Here is a 12,886-nt window from a genome sequence, read left to right on the forward strand (position 1 = left end):
ACAACGCCAATCTAGGCGAACGGCGGCCCGGCTGTCCGCACTCAGCGCGACCGAGATTCGGCGGTCACGCGCGCGCGACGACCGGGATCCGGCGGTCACGCGCGCGTGCGGACCCCGGCTCACTTCTTCGCCACGGTCGCCTTCTCGATGGTGACGGCCTTCTTCGGGGCGCCGTCGGTGGCGCCGCCCGTGACACCGGCCTCGGCGACGTCCTTGACCACCTGGAGGCCGGCCGTGTCGATCGTGCCGAACGGCGTGTAGCTCGGCGGCAGCTTGGTGTCCTTGTAGACGAGGAAGAACTGCGAGCCGCCGCTGCCAGGCTGCCCGGTGTTCGCCATCGCCACGGTGCCCGCGGGGTAGGTGACCGAGCCGTCCGCGCCCGCCTTGCCCAGGGCGTCCAGGTTCTCGTCCGGGATGGTGTAGCCCGGGCCGCCGGTGCCGTCGCCCTTGGGGTCGCCGCACTGGAGCACGAAGATGCCGCTGGTGGTGAGGCGGTGGCACTTCGTCCCGTCGAAGTACTTCTTCCCGGCGAGGTGCGAGAAGGAGTTCACCGTGCGCGGGGTCTTCGCCGCGTCCATGGTGATCGTGATGTCGCCCTCGTTCGTCTTGAGCGCCATGGCGTACGTGGCCTTGGCGTCCACCGACATCTTCGGCTCGGCGCTCGACGACTCGCTCTGCGAGGGCGCCGGGCTGCTGGGCGAGCTGCTCGCCGAGTTGTCGGAGCCCGCGTTGTCCTTGGTGTCGTCGCCCGTCAGTGCCACGGACGCGTACACCGCGCCGCCGGCCGCGAGGACCACCGCGAGGGCGGCCGCGATGACGGCGTTGCGGCGCTTCGCCTTGCGCCGGTTCTCCTCCCGCCGCTGCTGCTGCCGCGCGTACTTCTCCCTGGCAAGCTGCCGCCGCCGCTGATCGCTGGTGACCACCGGTTCCGCTCCTGTCGCTCGAGTGTTCCTGTCCTGGCCGGGTGTGCCCGTACCGTATACGGGTTGGCTGTGGAACCGGCACCGCCGGTAGGCTCTGATCTGCCGTATTCCGCGTTTTCCGCGGGCTCCGCGAATTCCGCGCCCCCGTGCCGGACGACAACTAAGGACGAACGTGCTGATTGCCGGGTTCCCCGCCGGGGCCTGGGGGACCAACTGCTATCTGGTCGCCCCCGCCGCAGGCGAGGAGTGCGTGATCATCGACCCGGGCCACCAGGCCGCCCAGGGTGTCGAGGAGACGCTGAAGAAGCATCGGCTCAAGCCCGTCGCCGTCGTCCTCACCCATGGACACATCGACCACGTCGCCTCCGTCGTCCCGGTGTGCGGCGCCCATGACGTCCCCGCGTGGATCCACCCGTCCGACCGCTACATGATGAGCGATCCGGAGAAGGCCCTCGGCCGCTCCATCGGGATGCCCCTCATGGGCGAGCTGACCGTGGGGGAGCCCGACGACGTGCGAGAACTGACGGACGGCGCCGAGCTGAAGCTCGCCGGTCTGGACTTCTCCGTCGCCCACGCGCCCGGTCATACCAAGGGGTCGGTGACCTTCAGGATGCCGGAGACCACGGAGATCCCCTCCGTGTTCTTCTCCGGGGACCTGCTGTTCGCCGGCTCCATCGGACGCACCGACCTTCCCGGCGGTGACATGGACGAGATGCTCGCTTCGCTGGCCCGTGTGTGCCTGCCGCTCGACAACTCGACCGTGGTGCTGTCGGGACACGGTCCCCAGACGACCATCGGCCAGGAGCGCGCCACGAACCCCTATCTGCGGGACGTGGCCGCCGGTCTCGGGAGCACGGACGCTCCCCGACGAGGAATGTGACGAGACTTTCGTGAGCACCTTTCAGGCCCCCAAGGGCACGTACGACCTGATCCCGCCCCGCTCCGCCACCTTCCTGGCGGTCCGGGACGCGATCTCCACGCCGCTGAGGAACTCCGGCTACGGCTACATCGAGACGCCCGGTTTCGAGAACGTCGAGCTGTTCTCCCGCGGTGTCGGTGAGTCCACCGACATCGTGACCAAGGAGATGTACACCCTCACCACGAAGGGCAACGACCACCTCGCCCTCCGCCCCGAGGGCACCGCGTCCGTCCTGCGCGCGGCCCTCCAGGCCAACCTGCACAAGCAGGGCAACCTGCCGGTGAAGCTCTGGTACTCCGGCTCGTACTACCGCTACGAGCGGGCCCAGGCGGGCCGCTACCGCCACTTCTCCCAGGTCGGTGCCGAGGCGATCGGCGCCGAGGATCCGGCGCTCGACGCCGAGCTGATCATCCTGGCCGACCAGGCGTACCGCTCGCTCGGACTGCGGAACTTCCGCATCCTGCTCAACTCGCTGGGCGACAAGGAGTGCCGTCCCGTCTACCGCGAGGCGCTCCAGGGCTTCCTGCGCGGGCTCGACCTCGACGAGGAGACCCTGCGCCGCGCCGAGATCAACCCGCTGCGCGTCCTCGACGACAAGCGCGAGTCCGTGCAGAAGCAGCTCGTCGGCGCCCCGCTCCTCGGCGACTACCTCTGCGACGCGTGCAAGGCGTACCACGAGGAGGTGCGCGCCCTGGTCACCGCGGCGGGCGTGGAGTTCGAGGACGACCCCAAGCTGGTGCGCGGCCTGGACTACTACACCCGCACGACCTTCGAGTTCGTCCACGGCGGACTCGGCTCGCAGTCGGCGGTCGGCGGCGGCGGTCGCTACGACGGGCTCTCCGAGATGATCGGCGGCCCCGCGCTGCCGTCCGTCGGCTGGGCGCTCGGGGTGGACCGCACGGTCCTCGCCCTGGAGGCCGAGGGCATCGAGCTCGACCTCCCCGCCGTCACCAGCGTCTTCGCCGTGGCCATCGGCGAGGAGGCGCGCCGGATCCTCTTCGGCAAGATCACCGAGCTGCGCCGGGAGGGCATCTCCGCGGACTTCTCGTTCGGCGGGAAGGGCCTCAAGGGCGCGATGAAGGACGCCAACCGCTCCGGCGCCCGGCTCGCCGTCGTCGCCGGTGAGCGCGACCTCGCCGAGGGCGTCGTCCAGCTCAAGGACATGGAGTCCGGCGAGCAGCAGGCCGTCGCCGTGGACACGCTGCTCGACGCGGTACGGGCCAAGCTGGCCTGACGGGCCGTCCGGAGAAGGGGCCCGGACCCACGCGCGCGCGTGGGTCCGGGCCCCTTCCCGTCGTCCTTGTGTTCGCTTCACTTATCCCCGGCGAACGGCGGGCCCGCCGCCCCGTACGGCAGAATGACCGTGCCCACAAGGCTCGCGAGCGAGGGAACAGGCGACATGACGAAGGCAGCGGTGGACGAGGCCGCGTCCGGCCGGCACGACGGCGGCACGATCGGGGCGAGCAGGGCCTTCGCCTGGATGCTCGTGATCACCGGAGCGGCCGGGGTGCTCGCCGCCTGGGTCATCACGATCGACAAGTTCAAGCTCCTCGAAGACCCGAACTTCGTCCCCGGGTGCAGCCTCAACCCGATCGTCTCCTGCGGCAACATCATGAAGAGCGAGCAGGCCTCGGTCTTCGGCTTCCCGAACCCGATGCTCGGCCTCGTGACGTACGCCATGGTGATCGCCATCGGTCTCGCGCTGCTCGCCGGGGCCCGCTACCGCCGCTGGTACTGGCTCGGCCTCAACGCCGGCACCCTCTTCGGCGTCGGATTCTGCACCTGGCTGATGTACCAGTCGCTGTACGAGATCAACTCGCTGTGCCTGTGGTGCTGCCTGGCCTGGGTCGCCACCATCGTCATGTTCTGGTATGTGACCTCGCACAACGTCCGCAGCGGCGTCATCCCCGCCCCCCGCGGCCTCAGGACCTTCTTCGACGAGTTCACCTGGATCCTCCCCGTCCTGCACATCGGGATCATCGGCATGCTGATCCTGACCCGCTGGTGGGACTTCTGGACCAGCTGACCGTCCGCCGGGGGACAGCCGGCGGAGACGGCGCTGTCGGTGGCGTGACCTAGGCTTCATGACTGTGGAGCCCGACCTCTTTACGGCAGCAGCCGAAGACCGCCAGGAGAAGGACCCCGCCAGCAGCCCGCTGGCCGTCCGGATGCGTCCGCGCACCCTCGACGAGGTGGTGGGGCAGAAGCACCTGCTCAAGCCCGGATCGCCGCTGCGCCGACTGGTGGGCGACGGCGACGGAGGCCCCGCCGGCGCCTCCTCCGTGATCCTCTGGGGCCCGCCCGGCATCGGGAAGACCACTCTGGCGTACGTGGTCTCCAAGGCGACCAACAAGCGGTTCGTGGAGCTGTCGGCGATCACCGCGGGCGTCAAGGAGGTCCGCGCCGTCATCGACGGAGCCCGCCGCGCGGTCGGCGGCTACGGCAAGGAGACCGTCCTCTTCCTCGACGAGATCCACCGCTTCTCCAAGGCCCAGCAGGACTCGCTGCTGCCCGCCGTCGAGAACCGCTGGGTCACGCTCATCGCGGCCACCACCGAGAACCCGTACTTCTCGATCATCTCCCCGCTCCTCTCCCGCTCCCTGCTCCTCACCCTGGAGCCGCTGACCGACGACGACCTGCGCGGCCTGATGGCCCGGGCGCTCACCGGCGAGCGCGGGCTCGGCGGGGCGGTGACCCTCCCGGAGGACGCCGAGGCCCACCTCCTGCGGGTCGCGGGCGGCGACGCCCGGCGCGCCCTGACCGCCCTGGAGGCGGCCGCGGGCGCGGCCATCGCCAAGGGCGAGCCGGAGATCACCCTGGAGACGGTCGAGGAGACCGTCGACCGCGCGGCCGTGAAGTACGACCGGGACGGCGACCAGCACTACGACGTGGCCAGCGCGCTCATCAAGTCGATCCGCGGCTCGGACGTGGACGCGGCCCTGCACTACCTGGCCCGGATGATCGAGGCGGGGGAGGACCCGCGGTTCATCGCCCGCCGCCTCATGATCTCCGCGAGCGAGGACATCGGCCTCGCCGATCCGAACGCGCTGCCGATCGCCGTCGCCGCCGCACAGGCCGTCGCGATGATCGGTTTCCCCGAGGCGGCGCTCACCCTGAGCCACGCGACGATCGCCCTGGCGCTGGCCCCGAAGTCGAACGCGGCGACCACCGCGATCGGCGCCGCCCTGGCGGACGTGCGCAACGGCCTCGCGGGATCGGTCCCGCCGCATCTGCGCGACGGCCACTACAAGGGCGCGGCCAAGCTCGGCCACGCCCAGGGCTACGTCTACCCCCACGACGTCCCGGGCGGCATCGCGGCCCAGCAGTACGCCCCGGACACGATCCACGGCCGCCAGTACTACGAGCCGACCCGCTACGGCGCGGAGGCGCGGTACGCGGACGTGGTGGAGCGCGTGAGGGCCCGCCTGAAGGGTGACGAGTAGGCGCGCCCTTCGCCCGGACCCGCACCCCGCGCACCTGGCCTCGTCCCACGGTGTCCCCGCCGGAGAAGAAGGCCGTCGAGGAGCTGCTCGCCACCTGCCGCTGAGGCCGCCGGTAGCGCGTGCGAGGGAGTCCCGCGGAGCCGGTACACTGGTCGGGATTGCTGCGTCCCGTGTCCGGCTCCGGTCGGCACCACCAGAACGGGACAGTCAGCCGGAGACCCGGCCCTCGGGCGGGGTTTCCAGGAGCGTCGCGCACCTTCGAAGGTGTCGCGTGCCACCCACCACCACCCGGGATTCCCGGGAGCGGCGGTGGGTCGTTCGCGTGCTGCACGTATGTGCCCAGACCTGGGAGCGGCTGCCCGGCACGGTCCGTCCTGTACGGACCCGACGGGTTTCCCGGGCTGCGGATGCGACCTCCCCTAACCCTGGTGAAGCCGTTTCGTACCAGTAGAGAGGTTGGTTCATGCCGAACCAGTCCCGTCCCAAGGTCAAGAAGTCGCGTGCCCTCGGCATCGCGCTGACCCCGAAGGCTGTCAAGTACTTCGAGGCCCGCCCCTACCCGCCGGGCGAGCACGGCCGTGGCCGCAAGCAGAACTCGGACTACAAGGTCCGTCTGCTCGAGAAGCAGCGCCTGCGCGCCCAGTACGACATCAGCGAGCGCCAGATGGCGCGCGCCTACGACCGTGCCAAGAAGGCCGAGGGCAAGACGGGCGAGGCGCTGGTCGTCGAGCTCGAGCGTCGCCTCGACGCCCTGGTCCTGCGTTCGGGCATCGCCCGCACCATCTACCAGGCCCGTCAGATGGTCGTCCACGGCCACATCCAGGTCAACGGTGGCAAGGTCGACAAGCCGTCGTTCCGCGTCCGTCCCGACGACGTCGTGATGGTCCGCGAGCGCAGCCGCACCAAGCCGCTGTTCGAGGTCGCCCGTGAGGGTGGCTTCGCCGCCGACGGTGAGACCCCGCGCTACCTGCAGGTCAACCTGAAGGCCCTGGCCTTCCGCCTCGACCGCGACCCGAACCGCAAGGAAATCCCGGTCATCTGCGACGAGCAGCTGGTCGTCGAGTACTACGCCCGCTGATCCGGGCCCCCGGCGCGAGCCGGGGGACGTAGTACCACCCCCGCGGTGTTCAGCCCGCCGCTTCCCCGCCCTTGCCGGTGGGGGAGCCGGCGGGCTTTCGCGTTCCCGGGACCGCCGCCGTGCCGGCGGTACGGAACGGACGCGGCGCGGCCTCCTCCGCCGGGACGCCGACGGCCGGACTCCGGCCGGCCACGAGCGCGCGCTCCACCGCCTCCGCCGCCGAGAGCCCCTGGCCCGCCCGGAACGCGGCGCCGTACGCCTCCGCACCCAGCGCCTCCTCGGCCTGTTGCTGGCACAGCGCCCTCGGCACGTCGAACGCCTCCGAGCCGAAGAGCCGGACGCCCACCGTGTCCCACACCGGGACCGCCGCCCCCTGGAGGACCGCGGCCTCCTCCGCGTCGCCCTCGCTCACCGTCACCAGGGCGAGCAGCTCGATCGCCAGGACGAGGCCGACCAGATCACGGAAGCCGTCGTTGATCGACACGCACTCGGTGAGCAGCTCCCGCGCCTCCCCGTACGCGCCCCCGGCCCACGCCAGATACCCCAGCACATAGAGGGCGTACGCCCGGGTCCACAGCTCGCCCCGCTCCTCGCAGACCTCCCTGACCTCCCGGGAGAGCGCGCCCGCCCCCTCCAGGTCGCCCCGGAAGGCCCGCGCCATCGCCAGCTCGATCTGTGCCATCAGCACGTTGCTGTTCAGCTCGCCGAGCTCCCGGTACGCGTCGAGCGCCCGCCCGATCAGGTCCTCGGCCCGCGGCATGTCGTCCGTGAGCAGCGCGAGACAGCCCATCCGGTGCGTCGCGTACGCCTCCGCCAGCGCGTTCCGCGAGGACCTGGCCCGCTCCCCGCACTCGTGGAGCGCCGCCACCGCCGCCGTACCGTCGCCCTGCAGCACCGCCACGTACCCGAGCACCCACAGCGCCTTGAGCCGCGCCTCCTCGTGGCCGGATTCGAGCGCCAGGGCCCGGTCCAGCCAGTGCCGGCCCTCCGAGAGACGCCCGCAGCCCACCCAGGCGAACCAGAGCGTGCCCGCCAGGTGCTGGGCGAGATGCGCGTCCTCGGGCAGCTCCAGGCAGAGTTCGAGGGCCGCCCGCAGATGCGGCAGCGCCGCCTCCGTCAGGGCCGCCACCTCGGGCTGGCGCGGGCTGAACCACTCCAGCTCGCACCAGGTGGCCAGGCCCATGTACCAGTCGCGGTGCCGCCGCCGCATCCGCACCGTGTCGTCGAGCGCCGCGAGCCACTCCGCCCCGTACGCCGAGACCGTGTCGAGCATCCGGTACGCGGAACCGGCCGGAGTGTCCTCCCGGGTGAGCAGCGACTGCGCGAGCAGTCCGCCGAGCAGATCCAGGATCCGCTCCGGCGGCAGCTCCGGGCCCCCGCACACGTACTCCACCGCCTCCAGGTCGAAGGGACCGGGGAAGACGGAGAGCCGCGCCCAGAGGAGCCGCTCCTCCGGGGTGCACAGCTCATGGCTCCAGCCGATCGCGGTGCGCAGCGTCTGATGGCGGGGGAGTGCCCCGCGCTCGCCGTCCGTGAGGAGCCGGAAGCGGTCGTCGAGGCGGTACAGCATCTGCTCGACGGAGAGCAGCGGCAGCCGGCCGGCCGCCAGTTCGAGGGCGAGCGGAATCCCGTCGAGGCGCCGGCACAACTCCCGTACGGCGTCCCGGGGCGGGCCTCCGGCGGCCCGGCCTCCCGGGACTCCGGGCAGGGCCGCGGCCGTGCCCGGGTGGGCGACGGGCACGCCCGTCCGCGTGGGAACACCGTGGAGGGCCCCGGCCCCGGCCCCGGCCCAGGCCCCCGCCCCGGCTCCGGCCCCCGCCCCCGGCAGGGTCGGCGCGCCCGCCTCCGCCGCCCGCTCCGCGAGCAGCGTCATCGCGTCCTCCTCGCCCAGCGGCGCCAGCGGGAGCACCGTCTCGCCCGCCACCCGCAGGGGCCGCCGGCCGACCGCGAGGACGGTCAGCCCGGGAGCGCGCTCGAGGAGTTCCCGCACCAGCTGCGCGCAGTCCTCCACGAGGTGCTCGAAACCGTCCACGACCAGCAGCGTCCGCCGCTCGGCGAGATGCTCGACGAGCACCTCGCGCGGGGGCCGCGGGGTGTGGTCGGTCAGGCCGAGCGCCTCGACCAGGGCGTACTCGATCAGCTCGGGGTCGCGCAGCGGCGCGAGCTCGGCGAGCCGCACCCCGTCGCTGTAGCGTTTCTGCGCCCTCGCGGCAGCCCTCAGGGCGAGCCGGGTCTTGCCGACCCCACCCACGCCCACGACCGTGACCAGGCGGGACGTGTCGAGGAGCGCCGTCAGTGCGGCCTGCTCGGTGGCCCGTCCGACGAACCGGTTGAGCTCCGCCGGGAGATTGCTCCGTCGCATGGGACACGGAGCGTACTCACCCCCGCGCGCTCCGTACAATCGGTTCCCGTAACTCCCGTCGCACAGGCGGTAATGCGGTGCGGGGCGACAGCCCGGGCGCGATAGGGTCGGGGGACGACTTTTCGTAAGGGCCCAACGACAGCAGAGAGCGGTGCAGAGTGACCGGTGGAGAGGTTGCCGGGATCCTGGTGGCCGTCTTCTGGGCGATCCTGGTCTCCTTCCTCGCCGTGGTTCTGGTGAGGCTGGCGCAGACGCTCAGGGCGACCACCAAGATGGTGGCGGACGTGACCGAGCAGGCCGTCCCCCTGCTGGCCGACGCCTCCGCGACCGTCCGCTCGGCACAGACCCAGCTCGACCGGGTCGACGCCATCGCCTCGGACGTCCAGGAGGTCACCTCCAACGCCTCCGCGCTCTCCTCCACCGTCGCCTCCACCTTCGGCGGCCCGCTCGTCAAGGTCGCGGCCTTCGGCTACGGGGTGCGCAAGGCGCTGGGCCGCGGCGGGGACGGCGCGGACGTGCCGGGGGCCTCCTCGCGACGTACTGTGATCGTCGGCCGTACCGTGCCGTCCTCGCGACGCCGGAAGCAGAAGGGCTGAGCCGCGATGTTCCGCCGCACGTTCTGGTTCACGGCCGGCGCAGCCGCCGGCGTGTGGGCCACCACCAAGGTCAACCGGAAGCTGAAGCAGCTGACCCCCGAGAGCCTCGCGGCCCAGGCGGCGAACAAGGCGATCGAGACCGGCCACCGCCTCAAGGACTTCGCCCTCGACGTGAGGGCGGGCATGGTCCAGCGGGAGGCCGAACTGGAGGAGGCACTCGGCCTCGACGCTCCCGTCGAACCGGGCCCGGCCCAGGACCGGGAGCTTCCGGAGCCGCGCCGCCGGGGAGCCCTCGGCCCGACCCCGTACCCGACCACGCATGCAATTCCCACGATCTCGTACAACCGGAATGAGGACCACTGATGGAGTCGGCTGAAATCCGCCGCCGCTGGCTGAGCTTCTTCGAGGAGCGCGGGCACACCGTCGTCCCTTCGGCGTCGCTCATCGCGGACGACCCGACTCTGCTGCTCGTCCCCGCCGGCATGGTGCCCTTCAAGCCCTACTTCCTGGGCGAGGTCAAGCCGCCCTTCACGCGCGCGTCCAGCGTGCAGAAGTGCGTGCGTACGCCGGACATCGAAGAGGTCGGCAAGACGACCCGCCACGGCACGTTCTTCCAGATGTGCGGCAACTTCTCCTTCGGCGACTACTTCAAGGAAGGCGCCATCAAGCTCGCCTGGGAGCTGCTGACCACCCCGGTGGAGCACGGCGGCTACGGGCTCGAGCCGGAGAAGCTCTGGATCACCGTCTACCAGGAGGACGACGAGGCCGAGCAGATCTGGCGCGACGTCGTCGGCGTCCCCGCCGAGCGCATCCAGCGCCTCGGCAAGAAGGACAACTACTGGTCGATGGGCGTCCCCGGCCCCTGCGGCCCGTGCTCCGAGATCAACTACGACCGCGGCCCCGAGTTCGGCGTCGAGGGCGGCCCGGCCGTCAACGACGAGCGGTACGTGGAGATCTGGAACCTGGTCTTCATGCAGTACGAGCGCGGCGAGGGCACCGGGAAGGACGACTTCCCGATCCTCGGCGAGCTGCCGTCGAAGAACATCGACACGGGCCTCGGCCTCGAGCGCCTGGCGATGATCCTCCAGGGCGTCCAGAACATGTACGAGACGGACACCCTCCAGGTCGTCATCGACAAGGCCACCGAGCTCACCGGCGTCGCCTACGGCAAGGCCCACGACAGCGACGTCTCGCTCCGCGTGGTCGCCGACCACATGCGTACGTCCGTCATGCTCATCGGCGACGGCGTCACCCCGGGCAACGAGGGCCGCGGCTACGTGCTGCGCCGCATCATGCGCCGCGCCGTCCGCAACATGCGCCTGCTCGGCGCCACCGGCCCGGTCGTCCAGGACCTCGTCGACACCGTGATCGACACGATGGGCGAGCAGTACCCGGAGCTGGTCACCGACCGCAAGCGGATCGAGACCGTCGCCCTCGCCGAAGAGGCCGCCTTCCTCAAGGCCCTCAAGGGCGGCACCAACATCCTCGACACCGCCGTCACCGAGACCAAGGCCGCCGGCGGAACGATCCTCTCCGGCGACAAGGCGTTCCTGCTCCACGACACCTGGGGCTTCCCGATCGACCTCACCCTGGAGATGGCCTCCGAGCAGGGCCTCTCCGTGGACGAGGACGGCTTCCGCCGCCTGATGAAGGAGCAGCGGGACCGCGCCAAGGCCGACGCCAAGGCGAAGAAGACCGGCCACGCCGACATGACCTCGTACCGGGAGATCGCCGACAGCAACGGCGCCACCGAGTTCACCGGCTACACCAACACCGAGGGCGAGAGCACCGTCGTCGGTCTCCTCGTCAACGGCGTCTCCTCGCCGGCCGCCTCCGAGGGCGACGAGGTCGAGGTCGTCCTCGACCGCACCCCGTTCTACGCCGAGGGCGGCGGTCAGATCGCCGACCAGGGCCGGATCAAGCTGCACAGCGGCGCGGTCATCGAGGTCCGCGACGTCCAGCAGCCCGTTCCCGGTGTCTCCGTGCACAAGGGTTCCGTGCAGGTCGGCGAGGTGACCGTGGGCGCCACCGCCTACGCCACCATCGACGTGCGCCGCCGCCGGGCCATCGCCCGCGCCCACTCGGCCACCCACCTCACCCACCAGGCGCTGCGCGACGCCCTCGGCCCGACGGCCGCCCAGGCCGGTTCGGAGAACCAGCCCGGCCGCTTCCGCTTCGACTTCGGTTCGCCGAACGCCGTCCCCGGCACGGTCCTCACCGACGTCGAGCAGAAGATCAACGAGGTCCTCTCGCGCGAGCTGGAGGTGCACGCCGAGGTCATGCCGATCGACGAGGCCAAGCGCCAGGGCGCCATCGCCGAGTTCGGCGAGAAGTACGGCGAGCGGGTCCGCGTCGTCACCATCGGCGACTTCTCCAAGGAGCTGTGCGGCGGTACGCACGTCCACAACACCGCCCAGCTGGGTCTGGTGAAGCTGCTCGGCGAGTCCTCCATCGGCTCCGGTGTGCGCCGTATCGAGGCCCTCGTGGGTGTCGACGCGTACAACTTCCTCGCCAAGGAGCACACGGTCGTCGCCCAGCTCCAGGAGCTGGTCAAGGGCCGTCCGGAAGAGCTGCCGGAGAAGATCTCCACCATGCTCGGCAAGCTGAAGGACGCCGAGAAGGAGATCGAGAAGTTCCGCGCGGAGAAGGTCCTCCAGGCCGCCGCCGGTCTCGTCGACTCCGCCCAGGACGTCCGCGGCGTCGCCCTGGTGACCGGTCAGGTCCCGGACGGCACCGGCGCCGACGACCTGCGCAAGCTGGTCCTCGACGTGCGAGGGCGCATCTCGGGCGGCCGCCCGGCCGTCGTCGCCCTGTTCACCACGGCCAACGGCAAGCCGCTCACGGTCATCGCCACCAACGAGGCCGCCCGCGAGCGCGGCCTCAAGGCCGGCGAGCTGGTCCGCACGGCCGCCAAGACCCTCGGTGGCGGTGGCGGCGGCAAGCCGGACGTCGCCCAGGGCGGCGGTACGAACCCGGAGGCCGTCGGCGAGGCCATCGCCGCCGTCGAGCGTCTCGTGGTGGAGACGGCGTGACGATGCGTCGCGGCCGCCGTATCGCGGTCGACGTCGGGGACGCCCGGATCGGGGTCGCCTCGTGCGACCCCGACGGGGTCCTCGCCACGCCGGTGGAGACCGTGCCGGGACGTGACGTCCCGGCCGCCCACCGGCGGCTCCGCCAGATCGTCGAGGAGTACGAGCCGATCGAGGTCGTCGTGGGCCTGCCCCGCTCGCTCAGCGGGCGGGAGGGTCCGGCCGCGACCAAGGTCCGTGCCTTCGCCGGGGAGATGGCCAAGGGCATCGCCCCGGTGCCGGTCCGGCTGGTCGACGAGCGGATGACCACGGTCACCGCGACCCAGGGGCTGCGGGCCTCCGGTGTGAAGGCCAAGAAGGGGCGGTCCGTCATCGATCAGGCCGCCGCTGTGATCATCCTTCAGAACGCTCTTGAGTCCGAACGGGTATCAGGTAATCCGCCCGGTGAGGGCGTCGAAGTGGTCATCTGATCGCGATACGGTAACGTTCCGCGCGATGCGGCGGTGTTCGAACAGCTGCCGCACTACGTAGAGGCG

At 71.3% G+C, this 12,886-nt stretch carries 11 protein-coding genes; 9 read left to right on the forward strand and 2 right to left on the reverse strand.

Going from position 1 to position 12,886, the window contains the following annotated elements; translation table 11 throughout:
* Positions 1-119: 119 nt before the first annotated feature.
* Positions 120-923: a peptidylprolyl isomerase gene (locus ACIP8Z_RS27810; RefSeq protein WP_402088060.1), complete on the reverse strand. Its 804-nt coding sequence runs from the start codon at positions 921-923 to the stop codon at positions 120-122.
* Between the two features lie 172 nt (positions 924-1,095).
* On the opposite strand from ACIP8Z_RS27810, the gene ACIP8Z_RS27815 reads away from it, so the two are divergent.
* The 5 genes from ACIP8Z_RS27815 (at position 1,096) to rpsD (ending at position 6,363) form a co-directional block, all read left to right on the forward strand.
* Positions 1,096-1,803, forward strand: coding sequence for an MBL fold metallo-hydrolase (locus ACIP8Z_RS27815; protein ID WP_030316256.1), 708 nt, complete (start codon positions 1,096-1,098; stop codon positions 1,801-1,803).
* Positions 1,804-1,813: 10 nt separating this feature from the next.
* Positions 1,814-3,076: a histidine--tRNA ligase gene (hisS, locus tag ACIP8Z_RS27820; RefSeq protein WP_402088063.1), complete on the forward strand. Its 1,263-nt coding sequence runs from the start codon at positions 1,814-1,816 to the stop codon at positions 3,074-3,076.
* Positions 3,077-3,241: 165 nt separating this feature from the next.
* Positions 3,242-3,868 (forward strand): vitamin K epoxide reductase family protein, encoded by a 627-nt coding sequence (locus ACIP8Z_RS27825; RefSeq protein ID WP_319318052.1) that lies wholly within the window; start codon positions 3,242-3,244, stop codon positions 3,866-3,868.
* 64 nt (positions 3,869-3,932) lie between these two features.
* Entirely contained in the window at positions 3,933-5,285 is a 1,353-nt protein-coding gene (locus ACIP8Z_RS27830) for a replication-associated recombination protein A (RefSeq protein ID WP_030316266.1), read from the forward strand.
* Between the two features lie 463 nt (positions 5,286-5,748).
* A complete protein-coding gene (gene rpsD, locus ACIP8Z_RS27835) occupies positions 5,749-6,363 on the forward strand; it encodes a 30S ribosomal protein S4 (RefSeq protein WP_024758279.1) in 615 nt (204 codons plus the stop codon).
* A 49-nt stretch (positions 6,364-6,412) separates the two neighbouring features.
* Here rpsD and ACIP8Z_RS27840 read toward each other — a convergent pair whose 3' ends face one another.
* On the reverse strand, positions 6,413-8,725 hold the full coding sequence (locus tag ACIP8Z_RS27840; protein ID WP_402088066.1) for an ATP-binding protein: 2,313 nt from the start codon (positions 8,723-8,725) through the stop codon (positions 6,413-6,415).
* A 158-nt stretch (positions 8,726-8,883) separates the two neighbouring features.
* Between ACIP8Z_RS27840 and ACIP8Z_RS27845 the strand changes: the two genes are divergently transcribed.
* The 4 genes from ACIP8Z_RS27845 to ruvX are packed head-to-tail and all read left to right on the forward strand — an operon-like array spanning position 8,884 to position 12,820.
* Positions 8,884-9,321 (forward strand): DUF948 domain-containing protein, encoded by a 438-nt coding sequence (locus tag ACIP8Z_RS27845; RefSeq protein ID WP_383868851.1) that lies wholly within the window; start codon positions 8,884-8,886, stop codon positions 9,319-9,321.
* 6 nt (positions 9,322-9,327) lie between these two features.
* Positions 9,328-9,684: a DUF6167 family protein gene (locus ACIP8Z_RS27850; RefSeq protein WP_402088069.1), complete on the forward strand. Its 357-nt coding sequence runs from the start codon at positions 9,328-9,330 to the stop codon at positions 9,682-9,684.
* The gene (gene alaS, locus ACIP8Z_RS27855) at positions 9,684-12,353 is read left to right on the forward strand and encodes an alanine--tRNA ligase (protein ID WP_402088071.1); all 2,670 of its coding nucleotides are present in this window, start codon (positions 9,684-9,686) and stop codon (positions 12,351-12,353) included. The genes ACIP8Z_RS27850 and alaS overlap by 1 nt, the downstream gene beginning before the upstream one ends.
* Before the next feature lie 2 nt (positions 12,354-12,355).
* Positions 12,356-12,820, forward strand: a complete 465-nt coding sequence (gene ruvX, locus ACIP8Z_RS27860; RefSeq protein WP_030316278.1) for a Holliday junction resolvase RuvX — start codon at positions 12,356-12,358, stop codon at positions 12,818-12,820.
* The last annotated feature ends 66 nt before the right edge of the window (positions 12,821-12,886 follow it).

It is taken from the genome of Streptomyces sp. NPDC088553, assembly GCF_044752965.1.
In the GTDB taxonomy this organism is placed as follows: Bacteria; Actinomycetota; Actinomycetes; order Streptomycetales; family Streptomycetaceae; genus Streptomyces.